This is a genomic window from Pseudomonas sp. IT-232MI5 (assembly GCF_949767845.1).
GTDB lineage: Bacteria > Pseudomonadota > Gammaproteobacteria > Pseudomonadales > Pseudomonadaceae > Aquipseudomonas.
Map to the genome: position 1 here is coordinate 121,753 of NZ_CATKQE010000008.1, position 21,575 is coordinate 143,327.

The window sequence follows — 21,575 nt, forward strand, 5'->3', positions numbered from 1 at the left end:
CTCACAGGATGCAGGTGCACCGGATCCAGTGTGGGAGTGAACCTGCTCGCAAAGCTTTTAGCGGTTTTGAATCAGGCAGAAGCCGGCAACGGCTGAAAACTGAAATAGCGCTGCAACGCCTGCACCAGCTGCCCAAATTCCGGCGGCGCGCGTTGCAGGACGAAGCCGGCGTCGTAGTGCAGCGGGGTGGCGTCTTCGTGACACCACACGCAACAAGCCGTGAGGTCGATTACCTGCTGACAGCCATCGCTGGCGGGGATTTTCAGGCGTAACTGAAAATCCACACCGACCATCATGGGCAGTTGGCTGATGAGCATCAGCCCGTCTTCGGAGAGGTTGCCGAGAAAACCGATGGGCTTGTCGGTGACGCTGTTGAACACTCTGAGGAAATACGGCAACTGATGCCGTTCGATCCGTTCGGTAAACATGCGCAGTTCGCCATGCAAGGCTCCATCACAGAGCCGCACCTTTGCTTCGGAACGAGCCGGTTTCGCCGGCCGCTCTCCCCGCTTCCGGTGTAACGGTCGCTACGTCGCCGTCACCTTACAACTGCCAGTCGCGGGTGTTGCTCCGGATTCAGGAACCTGACGCTGAATCCGGGTTATTCGACTATAGCTCAGCTTGTACACACAGCCAGATTTTGTATGACAACTGTCATCAGAAACGGGTCGGTCGCACCACGGCAGCGGCACTGCGCGTCGGGTAGTGGCCCAGGCTCTGCAAGGTTTCCAGACGGGCACGGGCGCGGTAGGCGTATTCGCTGTTCGGGTACGAGGCGATGATGAACTGGTAGGTCTGCGCCGCGTCGACAAACATTTTCTGCCGTTCCAGGCACTGGCCGCGCATCATCGACACTTCCGGCCACACGTACGGACGGGCGCGGCTGGCGCGTTCGACCTTGGACAGTTCGAGCATGACCTGCTCGCAATTGCCACGGTCATAGGCGCTGTAGGCGTTGTTCAAATGATGGTTCATCGACCAACGGGTGCAGCCCGAAACGGCGAGGACGCTGAGGGCAAGGGCGGCAATGGGTACGAATCGCATGAGGGTTCTCCTGTCTTGTGCTCTGTATCGACCCTTGCCGAGAAATCTTCAGAAGTGTTTGCGCCAGTTGTCGAGTTCAATAAAGAAAACATTAAGTAGTGCAAACGAACAATGACTACACCCCAAGAGCATAGTAGCCTTCGCTAGCGCTTGAACTCAGGAGTCTTTGCATGTCCGTCCGTCGTACCAAAATCGTCGCTACCCTTGGCCCGGCCAGTAACTCGCCGGAAGTTCTCGAACAGCTGATTCTGGCTGGTCTGGACGTTGCCCGTCTGAACTTCTCCCACGGCACCCCCGACGAGCACAAGGCTCGCGCGAAGCTGGTGCGTGACCTCGCAGCCAAGCACGGTCGCTTCGTCGCCCTGCTCGGTGACCTGCAAGGCCCGAAAATCCGTATCGCCAAATTCGCCAACAAAAAGATCGAGCTGAAGATCGGTGACCAGTTCACCTTCTCCACCAGCCATCCGTTGACCGAAGGCAACCAGCAAGTGGTCGGCATCGACTACCCGGATCTGGTCAAGGACTGCGGCGTGGGCGACGAGCTGCTGCTCGACGACGGCCGCGTGGTGATGCGCGTTGATACCGCCACCGCCACTGAACTGCATTGCACCGTGACCATCGGCGGCCCGCTGTCCGACCACAAAGGCATCAACCGTCGCGGTGGCGGTCTGACTGCACCGGCCCTGACGGAAAAAGACAAGGCCGACATCAAGCTCGCCGCTGAAATGGAAGTCGACTACCTCGCGGTGTCCTTCCCGCGTGACGCTGCCGACATGGAATACGCCCGTCAACTGCGCGACGAAGCCGGCGGCACCGCCTGGCTGGTGGCGAAGATCGAACGTGCCGAAGCCGTGGCCGACGACGAAACCCTCGACGGCCTGATCAAGGCGTCCGACGCGGTGATGGTTGCCCGTGGTGACTTGGGTGTGGAAATCGGCGACGCCGAGCTGGTGGGCATTCAGAAGAAAATCATTCTGCACGCACGCCGCCACAACAAGGCTGTGATCGTCGCGACCCAGATGATGGAGTCGATGATCCAGAACCCGATGCCGACCCGCGCCGAAGTGTCCGACGTGGCCAACGCCGTGCTCGACTACACCGACGCCGTGATGCTCTCGGCCGAATCCGCCGCTGGCCAGTACCCGCTGGAAGCTGTGCAGGCAATGGCGCGCATCTGCGTCGGCGCTGAAAAGCATCCGACCGGTAAAACCTCCAGCCACCGCATCGGCAAGGAATTCACCCGCTGCGACGAAAGCATCGCACTGGCGACCATGTACACCGCCAACCACTTCCCGGGCGTCAAAGCGATCATCGCGCTGACCGAAAGTGGCTACACCCCGCTGATCATGTCGCGTATCCGCTCTTCGGTGCCGATCTATGCGTTCTCGCCGCACCGTGAAACACAGGCGCGCGCAGCGATGTTCCGTGGCGTGTATACCGTACCGTTCGACCCGGCTTCGCTGGAACCGCACGAAGTCAGCCAAAAGGCGATCGACGAGTTGGTCAAGCGCGGCGTTGTGGAAAAAGGCGACTGGGTCATCCTGACCAAAGGCGACAGCTACCACACCACCGGCGGCACCAACGGCATGAAGATCCTGCACGTGGGCGACCCGCAGGTCTGAGTGACACGCTGAAAAACCAAAGCCCCGGCATGTGAGTGCCGGGGCTTTTTGTTGTCTGCGTTGAATCGAAAGCCCCTCACCCTAGCCCTCTCCCAGAGGGAGAAGGAACCGATTGAGGGATATTGCAGAATTGCACCGACCTGTTATCTCTGCGCTGAATCCGACCGGTTCTTTCAAGTCGATGTATAACGCATTACACCTCGGTCGGCTCCCTCTCCCTCTGAGTGAGGGCTGGCTTTTCAATGTCGTTTGATAAATCCGGTCAACGCCGCCAACGCTTCCGGCGAGCGCAGTCTTTGAGTGAACAATGCGCCCTCCTCCTCGATCACCTTACGAATCAACTCGCGATCCGGCGCCTTCATCAATTGCTTGCTGATACGCACCGCCTCAGCCGGCAGTTCGTCGAAACGCAACGCCACCTCCCGTGCCTTGCGCAACGCCGCATCGCCACTGCCCAATGCTTCGGTGGCAATGCCCCACGCCGCCGCCTGTTCACCGGTAAAGCCTTCGCCCAATAACAAAAGCTCTGCTGCTTTGGCCTGGCCGAGCAGACGCGGCAGAATCAGGCTGGAGCCGAATTCCGGACACAATCCAAGATTGACGAACGGCATGCGCAACCGCGCATCGCGGCTGACGTAGACCAAATCGCAATGCAATAACAGCGTGGTGCCGATGCCCACCGCCGCGCCGGCCACAGCCGCTATCACCGGTTTACGGCATTCGAGCAAATTGAGCATGAAATGAAACACCGGACTGTCGAGGTCGCTCGGCGGTTGCTGGACAAAGTCGGCGATGTCGTTACCGGCGGTGAAGCACTCGGCACTGCCGGTGATCAGCACGGCGTTGATTTCAGGGTCGCCATCGGCCTGCTTCAGCGCCTCGGCGAGACGGCTGTACATGGCGCGGGTCAGAGCGTTTTTCTTGTCCGGGCGGTTGAGGCGCAGGGTCAGCAAACCGCGTTCGCGTTCCAGCAGGATGGCATCAGTCATGGCGTGTCTCGCGTCTGAAATTCAGCGCTCAACCACGGCTCAAAAATACGTCGGCCAGCAGTTGGTTGCGCGGCAATCCGGCCAGGTACAGACGTCGGGCGAAGGCATCGACACTGGCCGTCGAGCCGCAGACTAAGGCCAGGGTTTGTCGGGAAACAAGGCGCAGTTGCGCCAAAGCGGCGGCTGACTCGGCCGCTGTCCACAACTCGACGCTGAGGTTTTCCCGCTGTGCAGCCAGCGCTGCAAGGGGTTTGCCCAGATAATGCTCGCCCGCATCATGGGCGACGTGAATGACGCGGATCGCGCCTTGGTGATCCTGACGCAAGGCTTCACGCAGCACGCCGAACAGCGGGCCTAAACCGGTGCCGGCGGCCAGCAGCCACAGCGGCCGGTTGTGCCAGTCCGGGTCGTAATGCAAGGCGCCGCCACGCAGTTCGCCGAGGCGGATCGGGTCGCCGATCTGCAAGCGCCGTGCGGCATCACTGAATTCACCGGGCTGGCGGCAATCGAGATGGAATTCGAGAAAGCGGTCTTCTTCCGGCAGGCTTGCCAGCGAATACGGCCGCGCGATGTGATTGATCCACAGCACCAGATGTTGCCCGGCGCTGTAGCGCAACGGCCGCTGCGGGGTCAGGCGCAAACGCAGGACGCTGTCGCTGAGCCAGTCCAGCGCTTCGACCACTGCCGGGCGACCGTCGGTGATCGGGTCGAACGTATGCACCTGCAAATCTTCGACGACCTGACACTGACACGCCAGGCGCCAGCCCTCCTGACGCTGCTCGGCGCTCAAGGCGTCCGGCCGATTGTCAGCCGGCAGGCCTTGCACGCATTGCACCAGACAGGCATGGCAACTGCCGGCGCGGCAGCTGTAAGGCACCGCGACGCCATGCTGATTGAGTGCATCGAGCAGATTGCTGCCCGCGGCCACTGACCATTGTCGTTCACCGACGCGAAGTTCAGGCATCGACGTTCTCCCACGCGGCCGCACAACGATTGCGCCCGTCACGCTTGGCCCGATACAAGGCCTGATCGGCGCGCTGCAAGGCGTCGTCCAGATCATCGCCCAACGTCAACAGCGTCATGCCGGCCGACAGGCTGAGGTTGCGCACATTCAGGCCGACCAGTTCAACGTCGGTGAAGGCGATACGCAGACGCTCGCAACACGCGGTCAGCCGTTCGGCATCGCAATCGGGCAACAACACAACGAATTCCTCACCACCATAACGCGCCAGCACATCGCCGTCGCGCAGGCATGCTTGAGCAACGCCGGCGAAGGCCTGCAACACCTGATCGCCCGCCGCATGACCGTGCAGGTCGTTAATGCGTTTGAAGTGGTCGAGGTCGATCAACGCCAGGCCATGCACGACATCGTCGTCCATGGCATTGAGCTCTCGCGAGGCCAGGCGCAGAAAATGCCGACGATTGAACAGCCCGGTCAGTTCATCGGTGGCGACCAGATCTTCCAGCTGACGCATCATCCCGCGCAGGGTGTCCTGATGCGCCTGCAAGGCAAACCGGCGCTGGCGCTGGCGTTGTCGCGAAACCTGGACGAAGCGCGCGTAAAGCACCAGCCACGCCAGCACCATCGCCAGAATGCACACCTGCAAGGCGGCAAGCGCCGGCTCGCGCAAGCGGAAGTAGTAGCCGTCCCACAGCGTGATGGCACAGAAACTGAAGAACACCAGCAAGGCACAGCGTATGAACGCCCGTCGACTGAGATGGAACAGGCCGAACAGCAGGATCAACACGTAGAACACCAGAAAGGCGCCGCGGGCTTCATCCAGATGGGCGATCAGCCAGGTCTGCCAGCCGAGACCGATCAGCACCTGTGCTTCGGTCAGGCTGGGATCGGCAAAGCGCAGGTTGCGCCCGCTCCAGAACAGTGCGAACAGCACCGACTGGCTGATCACCACCAGCGCACTGCCGACGGCCACAGAAGTCAGGGACTGCTCGTAATGACCCGTGAAAAACGACAGCCACAGCAGCAGCAAAGCCAATCCATAGGTGGCCGCAGCGAGGGCAAAGCGTTTGAGCAAAAGACGTTGAATGGCGTTATGGGTCAATCGTTGACTCACCGTGCGATAAGAGGCTGACCGAGTGTCCTACTCTACAGACCGGCTGCCACTTTAGAGGCGTAGTCGATAAATGACCACCGATTTTCGGGCTCGAAATTTGACGTCAAAAGTGTGGCCTGCTTATACCGCCAAAAGCCCCTCACCCTAGCCCTCTCCCAGAGGGAGAGGGGACTGACCGAGTCGGTTGTTGGCGATACGCCGACCTGGAATACCGAGCCGAACTCAGGTTTGAACAACATGAACATCGCCCCCCTTTCCTCAGTCGAAACCAGATTTGAACAGCATGCACATCGACTCCTTTCCTGAGTCGAGCTCAGGTTTGAACAGCATCAAGATCGGCTCCCTTTCCTGAGTCGAAACCAGATTTGAACAGCATGCACATCGACCCCTTTCCTGAGTCGAGCTCAGGTTTGTACAGCATCAAGATCGGCTCCCTTTCCTGAGTCGAAACCAGATTTGAACAGCATGCACATCGACCCCTTTCCTGAGTCGAGCTCAGGTTTGAACAGCATCAAGATCGGCTCCCTTTCCCCCTCGCCCCCCTGGGGGAGAGGGCTGGGGTGAGGGGGTAAATCTTGACGTGCAAACCCGCTGTCCGATATTCGCCCACCCATGCGACCAACGAATGACTGCCGGCGCGTGTACGCCCCACCGAGGCGCGGTATACTGCCGCGCCTTTTTAGCGTCGCGCCAGCAGCCCCGGCGTGCCTTGAAAGGTGCTTGCGACCGACCGATGCACCCAAGCCGCAGGCACCTTATTGAATGTTCCCGTCTTTTAGAGGAGCGCGACTCATGACCGTGATCAAGCAAGACGACCTGATTCAGAGCGTTGCCGACGCCCTGCAGTTCATTTCCTATTACCACCCCGTGGATTTCATCCAGGCGATGCACGAAGCCTACCTGCGCGAAGAATCGCCAGCGGCCCGTGACTCGATGGCGCAGATCCTGATCAACTCGCGCATGTGCGCCACCGGCCACCGCCCGATCTGCCAGGACACCGGTATCGTCACCGTGTTCGTGCGCGTCGGCATGGACGTGCGTTGGGATGGCGCCACCATGGGCCTGGACGACATGATCAACGAAGGCGTGCGTCGCGCCTACAACCTGCCGGAAAACGTCCTGCGTGCCTCGATCCTCGCCGACCCGGCGGGTGCTCGGAAAAACACCAAGGACAACACCCCGGCCGTGATTCACTACTCCATCGTCCCGGGCAACACCGTGGAAGTGGACGTGGCGGCCAAGGGCGGCGGTTCCGAGAACAAGTCGAAAATGGCCATGCTCAACCCGTCCGACTCGATCGTTGACTGGGTATTGAAGACCGTTCCAACCATGGGCGCCGGCTGGTGCCCACCGGGCATGCTCGGCATCGGCATCGGCGGCACCGCCGAGAAAGCCGCGGTCATGGCCAAGGAAGTGTTGATGGAATCCATCGACATCCACGAGCTGAAAGCCCGTGGCCCGCAGAACCGCATCGAAGAAATGCGTCTGGAGCTGTTCGAGAAGGTCAACCAGTTGGGCATCGGCGCCCAGGGCCTCGGTGGCCTGACCACCGTGCTCGACGTGAAGATCATGGATTACCCGACCCACGCCGCGTCCTTGCCGGTGTGCATGATCCCGAACTGCGCCGCCACCCGTCACGCACACTTCGTGCTCGACGGTTCCGGCCCGGCCTCGCTGGAAGCGCCACCGCTGGACGCCTACCCGGAAATCGTCTGGGAAGCCGGCCCGTCGGCCCGTCGCGTCAACCTCGACACCCTGACCCCGGAAGACGTGCAGAGCTGGAAGCCGGGCGAAACCGTCCTGCTCAACGGAAAAATGCTCACCGGTCGCGACGCCGCGCACAAGCGCATGGTCGAGATGCTCAACAAAGGTGAAACCCTGCCGGTGGACCTCAAAGGTCGCTTCATCTACTACGTCGGCCCGGTTGATCCGGTCGGTGACGAAGTGGTTGGCCCGGCGGGCCCGACCACCGCGACGCGAATGGACAAGTTCACCCGGCAGATCCTCGAGCAGACCGGCCTGTTGGGCATGATCGGCAAGTCCGAGCGCGGCCCGACCGCGATCGAAGCGATCAAGGACAACAAAGCCGTGTACCTGATGGCTGTCGGCGGCGCTGCCTACCTGGTCGCTCAGGCGATCAAGAAGTCGAAAGTGCTGGCCTTTGCCGAACTGGGCATGGAAGCGATCTACGAGTTCGAGGTCAAGGACATGCCGGTCACCGTTGCGGTGGACAGCAAAGGTGAGTCGGTGCACATCACCGGCCCTGCGATCTGGCAACAGAAGATCAGCGAAAGCCTGGCGGTAGAAGTGCAGTAAGCCCTTCGCCCCCTGAAAACGGCCGGTTCATCCAGAGGGATGACCCGGCCGTTTTTATATGTGCAAACCAATCGCGATAAAAAACCTGCCGAAGCACACAAAATGATCTTGCGCACCTGTCAGATCTGACAGGTTCATTTATGCGCTGTTCTTGTTAGCGTCAGTCCATTCACGCCCCTCTCGCGCGCAATGGATTCGACCATGCCTGATCAACAAGAGCTGAGCATCACCACCCCTTCCATCGCCAAAAGCGCATCGATCGCTACCATCGGCAAAAGCTGGGGCGCAGTGGGGCCGACCGGGGCGGCGTCGTTCGAATTGCCGATTCCGACGTCTGCCGGGCGGGGCTGGGATCCGCAGTTTTCGCTGAATTACAGCAGCCAAAGCGGCAATGGTCCGTTCGGCCTGTCCTGGCATTTGGGTGGCGTCGGTCAGATCAATCGCAGAACCAACAAAGGCGTGCCGCGTTACTCCGACCACGACGAGATCATCGGGGTCGATGGCGAAGTGTGGATGCCGGAGCTGGATGAAAACGGTGAATTCAAATTCCGTGAGGAAAGCACCTACAACAGCGTCGACATCGGCCCACACAGAGTCGTGCGCTACTGGCCTCGAGTGGAAAGCGATTTCGCCCTGCGCGAGCGCTGGCAGCGGCAAACCGGGGAAGCCGATCCACCGGTATTCTGGTTGATACACGGCGCTGACGGCTCGCTGCACCTTTACGGCAAAACCGAAGCCACACGAGTTGCCGACCCGGACGCCCCTGGACACATAGCCACATGGCTGCTGTGCGAAAGCATGAACGCGCGCGGCGAACACATCTGCTTCGAATACAAGGCCGATGATCAGGATCCCGACCCGCTGCATGACTACCGCGCCCAGCGTTATCTGCGCCGCGTGTGTTACGGCAACTTCACGGCCAGCAGCGATCTGTACAGTTGGACAACGGATAATCCGGCCGAACTGGATTGGCACTTTCATCTGCTGTTCGATTACGGCGAGCGCAGCACGTCACTGACCGATATCCCGGTATATGACGGTGACTCCCTCAAACCCTGGACAGTCCGTCCTGATCGTTTTTCAACCCACGGTCAGGGTTTTGAACTGGGCACTCGCAGACTCTGCCAGCAGGCGTTGCTGTTTCATCACTTTCCCGGGCAATCGACTGAGCAACCGAAACTGGTGCGCCGCCTGTTACTGGAATATCAACAACCGCAAAATATCGCGCAGTGGGCCTACAGCCAGATCAGCGCGGCGCACTATCAGGCATTCGATGCCAGCGGCGTAGTCGAAAACACACCACCGGTCGAGTTCGACTACGCCCCTTTCGACATCAATAAAACCCCGGCGCGCTTCCTCGAATTCGATGTTCAGCCGGGTATCGAGGACGGTGGTTTTTACCAGTGCGTCGATCTTTATGGCGAAGGCGTGCCGGGTTTTCTCTGCCGCTATGACCAGAGTTGGTACTACCGCGAACCACGCCGCGCGACGAAAGGCCCCGATGAAATCGACTATGCGCCCTGGCTCGCGCTGGACAAGATTCCGGTCGCTGATCGCAACCGTCCGGTCCAGCAACTGCTGACCGACCTGACGGGTGACGGTCGGCTCGACTGGGTCACCGCACAACCGGGCATCAGTGGTTTTCGCACCCTGACAGAACAACGCACGTTTGCCGACTTCGTCCCTTTCGGCAGATTCCCGCCGGAGTTTTTCAACACCCTCTCGACGCTTGGTGACTTGATCGGCGACGGTTTGAGTAGCCTGGCGTTGATCGGGCCGCACTCCGTGCGGCTGTACGCCAACCAGCGCGAACAAGGCTTCGCCGCGCCTGAAGAGGTGCCGCACGAGCCCGACGACGACCGCTTGCCACTGTTTAGCAACTCCCGCACGGAACTGGTGCTGTTGGGCAACCTGCTGGGCAGCGACATGCCCGAGCTGTGCCGGATACGTCACGACGAAATCCGCTGCTGGCCGAACCTGGGCCACGGCCGGTTTGGCAGAGGTCGCAAGATCGGCGAATTGCCTTTCAGATACGAAACGTTCGACTCGTCCCGCGTGCGCCTTGCTGACCTGGACGGCTCCGGTGCCGCGTCGCTGATTTACCTGCAATCGGAGTTCTTCGAGATCTACCTGAATCGCGGCGGCAATGGTCTGGAGCAAACACCGATCAACGTACCGTGGCCGGACGGCGTGCGCTACGACCGGCTCAGTCAAGTGAGCTTCGCCGATCTGCAAGGCCTGGGCTGCGCCAGCCTGATCCTGACGGTGACGCACATGCAACCGCAGCACTGGCGCTACGATTTCGTCTCGGCCAAGCCGTATCTGCTGACCAGCAGTAACAACAACATGGGTTGCAGTGCCAGCGTGGTCTACCGCAGCTCGGCGCAGGAATGGCTGGATGAAAAACGCCAAATGCCCACCCTTAGACGTTTTCCGGCGTGCCACCTGCCGTTCCCAGTGGCGGTGGTCCATAAACAGCAGCAACTGGATGAAATCACCGGCAACGTTCTGACGCAGACTTTCACTTGGCGCGAAGGCTTCTACGACAGCCGTGAGCGCGAGTTCCGTGGTTTCGGCCTGCTGCAACAAACCGACAGTGAGAGCGCCACCGGCGCTGAGGGCACCGGCTTCAGCGAACCGATGCGGGTCTGCACCTGGTTTCATACCGGGCAATCAATGGATCGACCGCGCGACGACTACTTCAATCGGGATGTACACGCGGTAGCCCTGGGCAACACCCTGTTCAGTCGATATCACTCACAAGACGATGTCGATGAAATCATTCCTGCGCACGATGACGACGCCCGGTATCAGATCTCCCGGGCGCTGGTCGGCGCCGTCACACGCATCGAGACCTATGCCGATACAGCTGTGGACAGCGGCGAAACTGCGACGCTTTATACCGTCGAGGAGCTGCGTTACCTGGTACGTGAAGTGCGCGAGCAAGGTCCTTATGCTGCCGCCGTTCTGCTGCCCCTTGTGGTGGAGAAGATCAGTTACCAGTACGACGGTTTTATCGATGATCCACGCTGTCGCAATGAGGTGACCCTGCGCCACAACGTCCACGGTCAGCCGACGCATTCCATCACAGTGAGCTACGGCCGGCGACTCACAGAAAAGGATACGCCACCGTTCAAGGATCCTGATGAACAGCGATGGTGGCGCGACGCCCATGACCTGGCGCAACAGTCGTTTTACCTGAATGAAAGCCGTGCAACGTTTATCGATCTGATCAGAGACCTGCTGCGTTGGCGCCTCGGCTTGCCCTATCAGCAGCGTGGCAATGCGCTGGTCTTGTCCAAAGGCACACTGCCCACCGGGCTTACGCCTGAGCAAGTGTCCTATGAGTGCCTGAAGAAACATGAGGATTCGGCGCACTGGAACGCTGAACGGATGCTGATCACGCAATCTGTACAGCGCTACTTGAGCACCGATGGCCAACTGCTGGACGACGGCGTTGCCGGATTCGAGGCCCTGGCCGGTCCACTGGAATTGGCACAACTGGACAAGACTGCGCTGGATGCTTACAGCGTGTTGCCTGCGCCCTTCAATGTGCGTGACGAACTGGAGAAGATTGGCTATCTGCCCATGCCGTTTCTGTTCTGGGTAAATCCCTTGGGCAGCACGGAGCATGACCTGTGGTCGGCAAATTTCGGCTACGCCGAATACGCCAGCCTCGACGGTTTCTACAAGGTACTGCGCTATCGCGAAACCCTCAGCCATGGCCACACCCGAGCCGAATATGACGCTCATGCGCTGGCCGTTATCCTCGTGGAACTGCCGGATGGCTGCACCACGCGCATTGAATACGACTACCACGCGCTGCAACCGCTGCGCATCATCGATGCCAACGACAACACTCACGAAGCGCTCCATGAACCTTCCGGCCAGGCCTTGGCCAGCAGTTTTTACGGCACCGAAAACGACAAGGCTGTGGGTTTCAACCCGCTGAGCGACTACTTGCCTCCGCAGGATCGGCGCCCGGCTACGGCGATTGCCGATCCGCCCGCCGCCGTGCAAAAAGCCGCCAGTACCCTGCGCAAGGATCTGTTCAGCTGGATGGGGCAGATCGCCAACGGCGCCAGCGCATGGATTGCCCAAGGCTATCTCCTGCCCAGCGGCCACATCAGGGCCAGTGCGCGGCAAAAACTCGCCCGGCGCCAGGGAGCCTTGACGCCTGAAGAGCGGGCATTGCACGAGGCGATCGGTGCGGTGCGCCGAGAACCGGTGCACAGCGTGATCCTCAGTGCCGACCGCTACCCCGATGATCCGTTAAGGCAGGTCCAGATCGTCAAAGCCTGTGTCGACGGCTTTGGCAGGGCTCTGCAAACCCAGCAACGGGTCGATCCGGGCAAGGCATATGCCGTGGGCGACGACGGTTCACTGATCGTCGAAAATGGCCAGTTCAAAGAGGTCGATACTGACTCGCGCTGGCGCATCAGCGAGCGGGTCGAATACAACAACAAGGGATTGCCAGTCCGTCAGTTTCGGCCGTTTTTCGCCGATACCCACGGTTACGTCAACGATCAGTCCCTGCGCGAAATGGGCTTCTTCGATCAGGTGTTCTATGACGCCCTTGGCCGACAGATCAAAGTGGTCAACGCCAAGGGCGATTGCTCTCGAGAAACGTATCACCCCTGGTTTCACACCAGCGAAGACTTCAATGACACCGCCGAGCCGTCCCCGCCAGCCAAGGCATCGCGGTCATGACTGCCAATGTGCACCGGCGTACACCCGCGCTGGCGGTGAGCGATGCCCGGGGCCTGCCGGTACGGCAAGTTGCTTACCTGCGTAACGTGGCCGATGACACACCTGCTGCCCTTGTCAGCCACCAGCAACATGACCACGCCGAACGTCTGATCGAGCAGTGGGACCCACGCCTGTCGGCACCTGCCCTGACCACGGTCTACAGTCTGGACGGTACGGTGTTGAAATCCGACAGCGTCGACGCCGGTTGGCGCCTGACCCTGCCCGGGCGGGCCGGTGAGCCTTTGGAGCGTTGGGACGAGCGCGGCAGCCATTGGCGCACGACGTTCGACAAGCAATTACGAGTGATCGCGGTCGAGGAAAATGGCGAGGTCAATGTCGATGTGTTCACCTATTCCGACGCCTCGGCCGATGCGAGGCACAACCAGCGTGGCCAGTTGCGGGAGCAGAAAGATCGCTCGAGTTCGCTGCGCACCGACAGTTTTGCCCTCAGTGGCCAGCCGCTGAGCGAGACGCGCACCTTCCAGGATGAGGCAGCGTTCAGCAGCCACTCGGTGTTCAGCCCGATGGGCGCAGTGCTGGAACAGACCGACGCCGGCGGCCATCGGCGCCGCTCTTGTTACGGTCTGGCCGGGCACCTCAAGCGAGCGGATCTGTGGATCAGCGGCACGCCGGACTGGCAAGCGGTGCTGCTGGATACGCAGTACAACGCCAACGACCAGATCATCGAGCAACTGGCCGGCAATCAGGTGCGCAGTCAGTGGACCTACGACCCGGCGGACGCTCGTTTGCACACTCAATCAAGTCGCAAGGACGGCGGGGGCGTCCTGCAAAACGTCGAATACTTCTACGACCGTGTCGGCAATATCACTCGCATCGAAGACCACGCCTTTCAGCCACGCTACTTCGCCAACCAGTTGATCGACGGCCACCGCGATTTCACCTACGACTCGCTTTATCGACTGACCAGCGCCACCGGCTACGACGACGCCCCGCCACCGGACATTCCCGGCCTGCCGCAACCGGGCGATCCGAACAATCGACTCAATTACACCCAGACCTATCAATACGACAACGGCGGTAATCTGATCGAACTGTGTCACGTACGAGACGGTAATAGCTTTACTCGACAAATGTGCATCGATCCGAACAGCAACCGCGGCGTGCGCTGGAGAACCGGCGACGATCTGCCGGACTTTGACACGTTGTTTGATCGCCACGGCAATCAGCTGGAACTCAAGCAAGGGTCGACGTTGCAATGGAACGCGCGCGACGAGCTGGAAAGCGTGCCGCTGGTGACTCGAAAAAACAGCAACAGCGACGCCGAGCATTACCATTACAGCCAGGGCCAGCGCGTCTTCAAATGCCATGAATGGTTCACCGACACGACCCGCCACTTTCATCAGGTGCGTTACCTGCCCGGCCTGGAAATCCGCAGCAAAGACAACGGCGAAGAGCTGCACGTCATCACCCTCGGTAATGCGCGTTGTCTGCACTGGGTCAGCGGACGCCCCGGCGGCATCGAAAACAATCAACTGCGCTATAGCCTGAAAGATCACCTCGGTTCCTGCGTCATGGAGATCGATCAACAGGCCGACGTGATCAGCGAGGAAGGTTATTACCCCTTCGGCGAAACGGCGTGGATGGCCGCCTCCCACGAGATCGACGTTGAATACAGGTTCATCCGCTACTCGGGCAAAGAGATGGACGTCAGCGGTTTGTATTACTACGGAGCACGGTACTACGCGCCGTGGTTGCAGCGCTGGATCAGTGCGGATGCAGAGCAGGCCGATGGGCTGAATCTTTATGCGTTTGTGGGCAACAACCCGATGCGCTACGTCGATCCTGACGGCAACAAACGTGCTGAAAGCGTGATTTTACTGACGTCGGAATTTGTTTCAGTCGTCAACAATTACTCCACGGAGGTGGTGAATCAGCTGCATAACATTCTCCATCCGATTGGACTCAACAGAAATATGGTGCTGAGCTTAGTCGTCGAAGGCGGTTATTGGTATGCCGCATCCACCCACGGAGGAAGTCTCGGTAACGGATTTGTCGATAGAATTATCCCCCCTCCCACTGAAATCGCCGCTTATCCGACAGTAGGGAACGTGTTCGGCGGCAACGCCGCTGGCGATGTCGCTACGAAAATGATAGATCCGGTAGCGGAAAGTTTCGGAATCAATTTGGGCCCGCTGATTCCTCAGACCTCGAAAATGTCTGTCAGCGCCATTGACAAAAGTTTGGGCATCGAAGGTCCCGTCAAGGAGATCAAATCGTGGAAAGATGTAAAAAGCGAATTGCGCGACCCTGTCCTCAACGCCGTGTTCAACCCGGAACTTATTATCGGCAGAGTGCTTGGCGCAGTCATATCGTTCGTCCCCCACTTTCTTAATCTGTTTAAAAAGGCAATGGATAACGAGGACATCAAGAATCGACTGGACCCAGCGAAAATCGAAAAAATCGAAAACATGCTTGATGAATGGAAAGCCGCCGTAGAACAACGCGCTGGCTGGGCAGAGAACGCGTTTGACGCTCTGGGCACCGACGTCATTTCGCCCGCCGAGATATTGCCCAACATTACCCATATGACCTCCGCGCAAAGGCTGAAACCGATCACCCGCTCGGCCATGCGTGAACAAACCAACGCCGTTCTGGGCAATATTTCACGCGCTCAGGCCATGGTCGCCTGGTACAAGGAAATGGGCACCACGGACAATCAGTTTTTGCATAAGCAGAAACATACCAACAAGAAAAAGGCTGCCTGAGATGACGGTCTGTGCGAGTGTCTGGGCATGAATCAGTCAGTACACTGGCATACGCCAACGCTGCGCGTTCATGACCCCAGAGATCTACCGCTCAGCAATGTCACGTACCTGCGTACAGTGGCCGGCGCGCAAGTAGAGCGCCATATCACCCGTCAGCAGCATGACCACGCCGGGCATCTGGTCGCGCAATGGGACCCGCGTCTGTCGGCACCTTGTTTGACTACGGTTTACAGCCTGATCGGCGCGGTATTGAAATCCGACAGTGTCGACGCCGGCTGGCGTCTGACTTTACCGGGGCTGGCCGGTCAGCCGTTGCAGCGTTGGGACGAGCGCGGCAGCCATTGGCGCGCGACCTTCGACAAGCAATTACGAGTCATCGCGGTCGAGGAAAATGGCGAGCAAAATGTAGATGCGTTCACCTACGCCGATGCCTCGGCCGATGCGGGGCACAACCAGCGTGGCCAGTTGCGGGAGCAGAAAGATCGTGCCGGTTCGCTGCTCACGGACAGTTTTTCTCTGACCGGCACACCGCTGTGCGAAACCCGCACGTTCCACGACGGTGAACCGTTCACCAGCCACCAGGTGTTCAGCCCGCTCGGCGCGTTGCTGGAACAGACTGACGCCTGCGGCCATCAACGACGCTCGCACTACGGCCTGGCCGGGCAACTCAAACGAACTAAACTGCTGATCAGCGGCACGTCTGACTGGCAACCGGTATTGCTGGACGGGCAGTACAACGCCAACGACCAGATCATTGAGCAACTGGCCGGTAATCGTGTGCTCAGTACGTGGACGTACGACCCGGCGGACGGTCGTTTGCTTACCCAGTCCAGCCACAAAAATGGCGGCGGCGTCGTGCAAGACCTCGAATACATCTACGACCGCGTCGGCAACATCACCCGCATCGAAGACCACGCTTTTCAGCCGCGATATTTTGCCAATCAACGAGTCGACGGCCATCGCGATTTCACTTACGACTCGCTCTATCGGCTGACCAGCGCCACCGGCCACGACGACGCGCCGCCGTCAGAAATTCCCGGCCTGCCGCAACCGGGCGATCCGAACAATTGCCTCAATTACACCCAGATCTATCAGTACGATCACGGTGGCAACCTGATCGAACTGTGCCATGTACGGGCGGGCAACAATTACACCCGGCAAATGCGCATCGATCCGAGCAGTAATCGCGGGGTACGCTGGAAAACAGGCCAGCCGGAACCGGTGTTCGACGATCTGTTTGATCGCCACGGAAACCTGAACGCGATGCCCCCCCGCAAACCGCTGACCTGGAATGCCCGCGATGAGCTGGAAAGCGTGACTCTGATCCAGTGCGAGGACGGCCCCGATGATGCCGAACATTATCGCTACAGCCAGGGCATGCGCGTGTTCAAACGCCACGAATTCCATACCTCCACAGCCGCACACTTTCATCAGGTGCGTTATTTGCCGGGGCTGGAAATCCGCACCCGCGACAACGGCGAAGAGCTGCACGTCATCACCCTCGGCAACGCCCGTTGCCTGCATTGGGCAGCGAAAAAACCCGAAGGCATCGCCACCGATCAACTGCGCTACAGCCTGGAAGATCACCTCGGCTCCTGCGTCATGGAACTCGATCAACAGGCACAACTGATCAGCGCCGAAGGGTACTACCCGTTCGGCGCCACGGCGTGGATAACCGCGCCTTCAGAGATTGAGGTCCCCTACAAGTTCATCCGCTATTCGGGCAAGGAGATGGATATCAGCGGTTTGTATTACTACGGCGCACGCTATTACGCACCGTGGTTGCAGCGCTGGATCAGTGCCGATCCGGCAGGGGATGTGGATGGATTGAATCTGTACGCGATGGTGTCGAACAACCCGATGATTTATGTCGATACCGATGGGCGCGGACGGTTCGATGTCTCCCAGCTCGTCGGTGTATTTCGCACCACCGCCAACGTCGCCAGCCAGGCCCATGATGCCGCAACTGAATTTGATGGCCCCGACGACGAAGCCAATGTCAGTCAGGAAACCCGAGCAGGTATGACCTTTCGCCGCTACCTGTTCAGTAAAAACGGATTAGCGGCGTTTGGACTCGGTTTCACCGTGGGTGCCGCTCTCGGCGGAGTAGCCGGATCATTCGCGCTGGGAATCGGTAACACGATTGGCGGTTTTGTCGGCGGCCTGCTAGGCGGTTTGGGAGCAGCCTATATCCGCTACCGTTTTTTCAAGCGCGGCATTCGCGTAACCGAAGCACTGCACACGGCTCAAGTCCGCGATGCCACACAAACCCTTGCGCAGGGTGCAAATGACCTGGCCAACGGCACGCTGCCACAATCTATTCAGGATGGGGTCAACCAGATCCGGCAAACAGCCACAGAGGCCATTCTGCAAGAGGTCAAAAAATTCGCCCCTCTGGATCAGCTTGATTTCGCAAAAATGGTGGACCAGGGCATTTCAGTCGCTGACGCTTACCGCACGATAACGGCTAAAACCACTGCGCTCATCAACGACACCCGGGACACACTGGCAACGACTCAAGACATGCTTGATAACCTCAGCGAAGCCGACGGTGTGGCTGAACGCCTGCAACAACTGGAACAGTCAATTGCTGACGAACCACGCCCCAGACCCGTGCCGAAACCACGGCTGAATCTTCAGCGTCGACCTCAGATACAGGAAACGTCTGTATGACCAATGTGACCGGCGCGAACAGCACGCCGGGCCACCTCGGCGCATGCTATCGTGCCCGCCCGACCTGCCGACCCTTCGCCCAGCATGCTGCCGACTTCCCGTACCTTGCGTCTGTCGTTGTATACCCTGCTGATCATTGCCGGCGCGGCGCTTGCCGCCACACTTGCGATCCGCCACGCCGAACGTCAGGCGCTGGAGGAAGACGCCGCCCGTGCCAACCAGCAACTGGCGTTGTACGCCAATTCCCTGCACACCCTGATCGACCGCTACCGTGCCCTGCCCGCCGTGCTGGCGCTGGACCCGCAATTGCGTTCGGCACTGGCCGGGCCAGTCGATGCCGCCGAACAGGCGGCGCTGAATCTCAAGCTGGAAAAGATCAACGGCGCGGCACAATCCTCGACCCTTGAATTGCTCGACCACACGGGCCTCGCCGTGGCGGCGAGCAACTGGCGTCTGCCGAGCAGTTACGTCGGCCACAATTACGGTTTTCGTCCCTACTTCAGCCAGACCCGCACCCAGGGCACCGGGCGCTTTTATGCCGTGGGCGTGACCAGCGGAATTCCCGGCTACTTTCTCTCCAGCGCGGTGCTGGGTGACAACGACGAGTTCCTTGGCGCGATGGTGGTCAAGCTGGAATTCCCCGAACTGGAACGGGAGTGGAGTCAGGGCAATGACACGCTGCTGGTCAGCGATGCGCGCGGGATTATCTTCATCGCCAATCAGCCCGGCTGGCGTTATCGCGCGCTGCGGCCGTTGAGCGCCCGCGACATGGATGAGATCAAAGCCACCCGGCAGTACGACAAGCAATCGCTGCAGCCCTTGACTCATTTATCGCTGCGCCGCTTCGATGACAACAGCGATCTGCGTCGCGTCGAAGGCCCGCAAGGCACGGCGGATTATCTGTGGGAATCGCTGCCCCTGAGCGCCGAAGGCTGGACCCTGCACCTGCTGCGCCATCCGCAAGTGGCGTTCGAAGACCTGCGCAACGCCGGGCTGGCCGCCGCCGGGGTGTGGCTGGCGCTGGTGTTTCTGTTGCTGTTTCTCAACCAGCGCTGGCGTCTGTCGAAGATTCGTCAGCGCAATCGCCAAGAGCTGGAACAACTGGTGGAAGAACGCACCCGCGACTTGCGCACCGCGCAGGACGGTCTGGTGCAATCAGCCAAACTCGCCGCGCTGGGGCAGATGTCCGCCGCGCTGGCCCATGAAATCAATCAGCCGCTGACCGCTCAGCGCATGCAACTGGCGACCCTGCGCCTGTTGCTCGACCATGGCCGTGTCGACGATGCCTATAAAGCCCTGAAACCGGTGGACGAAATGCTCACGCGCATGGCCGCCCTCACCGGCCACCTCAAGACCTTCGCGCGCAAAAGCCCCAGCGGCTTGCGTGAGCGGCTGGATCTGGCGACGGTGGTCGATCAATCGCTGCAGTTGCTCGATGCGCGGCTGCGCGATGAGCAGGTCAGTCTGGTGCTGCACCTGACCCGTCCGGCGTGGGTGCGCGGTGATGCGATTCGTCTCGAACAGGTGCTGATCAACCTGTTGCGCAATGCCCTTGATGCGATGCAGGGTAAACCCTGCAAGCGCCTGGAAATCCGTCTGGAAGCCGATGAGCAACTGTGGCGCCTGAGCGTCAGCGACAATGGCGGCGGCATCGCCGAGGACCATTTGGGCCAGGTCTTCGACCCGTTCTTCACCACTAAACCGGTGGGCGACGGCCTGGGTCTCGGCCTGGCGGTATCCTTCGCCATCGTGCATGAATCCGGCGGCCGCCTGAGTGCTGAAAATGGCGACAGCGGCGCGGTGTTCAGCCTGACTTTGCCGATCGATCTGGAGGCACACATCTGATGCTCAACTCAGTGATGGTGGTCGATGACGAAAGCAGCATTCGCAGCGCCGTTGAACAGTGGCTGAGCCTGTCGGGCTTCGAGGTGCAGTTGTTCAGCCGTGCCGAAGACTGCCTCGCCGCCCTACCGGCGCACTTTGCCGGGGTGATCCTCAGCGACGTGCGCATGCCCGGCATGGGCGGCCTGGCGTTGTTGGCCGAAGTGCAGAAACGCGATGCTGACCTGCCGGTGATTCTGCTCACCGGTCATGGCGATGTACCGATGGCGGTCGAGGCGATGCGCGACGGCGCCTACGACTTTCTGGAAAAACCGTTCAGCCCGGAAACCCTGCTCGGCAGCTTGCGCCGGGCGCTGGACAAACGCCGTCTGATTCTGGAAAACCGTGCCCTGCACGAGCAGGCCGACAACCGCGCCAAACTTGATGCGACGTTGCTCGGCGTGTCCCGTGGTTTGCAGACGCTGCGCCGGCAAGTACTGGATCTGGCGGCGCTGCCGGTCAATGTGCTGATCCGTGGCGAAACCGGCAGCGGCAAGGAACTGGTCGCAAGGTGCCTGCATGATTTCGGCCCGCGCGCGGCCAAGCCGTTCGTGGCGCTGAACTGCGCGGCGATTCCTGAGCAGTTGTTCGAGGCGGAGTTGTTCGGTCACGAGAGCGGCGCGTTCACCGGCGCCTCGGGCAAGCGCATCGGCAAGCTGGAATACGCCGATGGCGGCACCTTGTTTCTCGATGAAATCGAAAGCATGCCGCTGGCGCAACAGGTGAAACTGCTGCGCGTATTGCAGGAGCAAAAGCTTGAACGGCTGGGTTCGAACCAGAGCATTCGCGTCGATCTGCGCATTGTTGCGGCGACCAAACCGGATCTGCTCGATGAAGCCCGGGCCGGACGTTTTCGCGAGGATCTGGCCTATCGCCTGAACGTCGCCGAACTGCGTTTGCCGCCGCTGCGCGATCGTCGTGAAGACATTCCGCTGCTGTTCGAAACCTTCGCCCACAATGCCGCTGAACGCCTGGGGCGCACCTTTCCACCCTTGAGTGGCGCACAGTTGAGTCATCTGCTCAGCCACGACTGGCCGGGCAACGTGCGAGAACTGGCGAACGTTGCCGAACGCCAGGTGTTGGGGCTGGATGAACCGGCGCCGGGGATCGATCCGGGGCAATCGCTGGCGGCGCAGCAGGAGGCGTTTGAGGCGCAGTGTTTGCGTGCCGCGCTGACCCGGCACAAGGGCGATGTGAAAGCGGTGCTGGAAGAGTTGCAACTGCCGCGCCGTACGTTCAATGAAAAGATGCAGCGGCATGGGTTGAGTCGGGAGATGTTTCTGAGCGAGTGAGTCGGGCTTGGGATTTTCGGTGTGGCTGAGATCTTTCCCCCTCACCCCAGCCCTCTCCCCCAAGGGGGCGAGGGGGAAGGGAGCCGATCTTTATGCTGTTCAAAACCTGAGTTCGACTCGGTATCTCAGGTCGGTGTAACTCGAACAATGCAGTGGTCAACTAATTCCGGACACCTCGATAGGTGGTTTTGACGCCATCGCTCGCTCA

General features: G+C 60.1%; 12 protein-coding genes. 7 read left to right on the forward strand and 5 right to left on the reverse strand.

Annotated elements, in window-relative coordinates; all coding sequences use genetic code 11:
• Positions 1-71 precede the first annotated feature (71 nt).
• Both ACM6JQ_RS07715 and ACM6JQ_RS07720 read right to left on the reverse strand, forming a co-directional pair.
• Complete coding sequence (locus tag ACM6JQ_RS07715) at positions 72-428, reverse strand: PilZ domain-containing protein (RefSeq protein ID WP_007916241.1); 357 nt, start codon at positions 426-428, stop codon at positions 72-74.
• A 229-nt stretch (positions 429-657) separates the two neighbouring features.
• Entirely contained in the window at positions 658-1,044 is a 387-nt protein-coding gene (locus ACM6JQ_RS07720; RefSeq protein WP_007916242.1) for a tetratricopeptide repeat protein, read from the reverse strand.
• Between the two features lie 170 nt (positions 1,045-1,214).
• Here ACM6JQ_RS07720 and pyk point away from each other — a divergent pair, with 170 nt between their 5' ends.
• Positions 1,215-2,666: a pyruvate kinase gene (gene pyk, locus ACM6JQ_RS07725; RefSeq protein WP_007916243.1), complete on the forward strand. Its 1,452-nt coding sequence runs from the start codon at positions 1,215-1,217 to the stop codon at positions 2,664-2,666.
• Between the two features lie 239 nt (positions 2,667-2,905).
• Here the strand turns inward: pyk and ACM6JQ_RS07730 are convergent, their stop codons facing one another.
• From ACM6JQ_RS07730 to ACM6JQ_RS07740, 3 genes are read right to left on the reverse strand one after another with little or no spacing between them, the layout of a single operon-like run.
• The gene (locus ACM6JQ_RS07730) at positions 2,906-3,655 is read right to left on the reverse strand and encodes an enoyl-CoA hydratase-related protein (protein WP_007916244.1); all 750 of its coding nucleotides are present in this window, start codon (positions 3,653-3,655) and stop codon (positions 2,906-2,908) included.
• 28 nt (positions 3,656-3,683) lie between these two features.
• Positions 3,684-4,619, reverse strand: a complete 936-nt coding sequence (locus tag ACM6JQ_RS07735; RefSeq protein ID WP_007916246.1) for an iron-sulfur-binding ferredoxin reductase — start codon at positions 4,617-4,619, stop codon at positions 3,684-3,686.
• Positions 4,612-5,718 (reverse strand): sensor domain-containing diguanylate cyclase, encoded by a 1,107-nt coding sequence (locus ACM6JQ_RS07740; RefSeq protein WP_007916248.1) that lies wholly within the window; start codon positions 5,716-5,718, stop codon positions 4,612-4,614. Before ACM6JQ_RS07740 ends, ACM6JQ_RS07735 begins: the two co-directional genes overlap by 8 nt.
• A gap of 804 nt (positions 5,719-6,522) precedes the next feature.
• Between ACM6JQ_RS07740 and ACM6JQ_RS07745 the strand changes: the two genes are divergently transcribed.
• From ACM6JQ_RS07745 to ACM6JQ_RS07770, 6 genes are all read left to right on the forward strand, one after another.
• The gene (locus ACM6JQ_RS07745; protein WP_007916251.1) at positions 6,523-8,046 is read left to right on the forward strand and encodes a fumarate hydratase; all 1,524 of its coding nucleotides are present in this window, start codon (positions 6,523-6,525) and stop codon (positions 8,044-8,046) included.
• 201 nt (positions 8,047-8,247) lie between these two features.
• Positions 8,248-12,756, forward strand: coding sequence for a SpvB/TcaC N-terminal domain-containing protein (locus ACM6JQ_RS07750; RefSeq protein ID WP_414893504.1), 4,509 nt, complete (start codon positions 8,248-8,250; stop codon positions 12,754-12,756).
• Positions 12,753-15,521: an RHS repeat domain-containing protein gene (locus ACM6JQ_RS07755; protein ID WP_414893505.1), complete on the forward strand. Its 2,769-nt coding sequence runs from the start codon at positions 12,753-12,755 to the stop codon at positions 15,519-15,521. Before ACM6JQ_RS07750 ends, ACM6JQ_RS07755 begins: the two co-directional genes overlap by 4 nt.
• A gap of 27 nt (positions 15,522-15,548) precedes the next feature.
• Entirely contained in the window at positions 15,549-18,194 is a 2,646-nt protein-coding gene (locus tag ACM6JQ_RS07760) for an RHS repeat-associated core domain-containing protein (RefSeq protein ID WP_414893506.1), read from the forward strand.
• Positions 18,195-18,278: 84 nt separating this feature from the next.
• A complete protein-coding gene (locus ACM6JQ_RS07765; RefSeq protein ID WP_123376474.1) occupies positions 18,279-20,039 on the forward strand; it encodes an ATP-binding protein in 1,761 nt (586 codons plus the stop codon).
• Entirely contained in the window at positions 20,039-21,367 is a 1,329-nt protein-coding gene (locus tag ACM6JQ_RS07770; protein ID WP_007916264.1) for a sigma-54-dependent transcriptional regulator, read from the forward strand. The genes ACM6JQ_RS07765 and ACM6JQ_RS07770 overlap by 1 nt, the downstream gene beginning before the upstream one ends.
• The last annotated feature ends 208 nt before the right edge of the window (positions 21,368-21,575 follow it).

Bases quoted from the DNA above. Each gene is read 5' to 3' on its own strand.
- ACM6JQ_RS07715 (WP_007916241.1), bottom strand. From the start codon at position 428: ATGTTTACCGAACGGATCGAACGGCATCAGTTGCCGTATTTCCTCAGA.
- ACM6JQ_RS07720 (WP_007916242.1), bottom strand. From the start codon at position 1,044: ATGCGATTCGTACCCATTGCCGCCCTTGCCCTCAGCGTCCTCGCCGTT.
- pyk (WP_007916243.1), top strand. From the start codon at position 1,215: ATGTCCGTCCGTCGTACCAAAATCGTCGCTACCCTTGGCCCGGCCAGT.
- ACM6JQ_RS07730 (WP_007916244.1), bottom strand. From the start codon at position 3,655: ATGACTGATGCCATCCTGCTGGAACGCGAACGCGGTTTGCTGACCCTG.
- ACM6JQ_RS07735 (WP_007916246.1), bottom strand. From the start codon at position 4,619: ATGCCTGAACTTCGCGTCGGTGAACGACAATGGTCAGTGGCCGCGGGC.
- ACM6JQ_RS07745 (WP_007916251.1), top strand. From the start codon at position 6,523: ATGACCGTGATCAAGCAAGACGACCTGATTCAGAGCGTTGCCGACGCC.
- ACM6JQ_RS07750 (WP_414893504.1), top strand. From the start codon at position 8,248: ATGCCTGATCAACAAGAGCTGAGCATCACCACCCCTTCCATCGCCAAA.
- ACM6JQ_RS07755 (WP_414893505.1), top strand. From the start codon at position 12,753: ATGACTGCCAATGTGCACCGGCGTACACCCGCGCTGGCGGTGAGCGAT.
- ACM6JQ_RS07760 (WP_414893506.1), top strand. From the start codon at position 15,549: ATGAATCAGTCAGTACACTGGCATACGCCAACGCTGCGCGTTCATGAC.
- ACM6JQ_RS07765 (WP_123376474.1), top strand. From the start codon at position 18,279: ATGCTGCCGACTTCCCGTACCTTGCGTCTGTCGTTGTATACCCTGCTG.
- ACM6JQ_RS07770 (WP_007916264.1), top strand. From the start codon at position 20,039: ATGCTCAACTCAGTGATGGTGGTCGATGACGAAAGCAGCATTCGCAGC.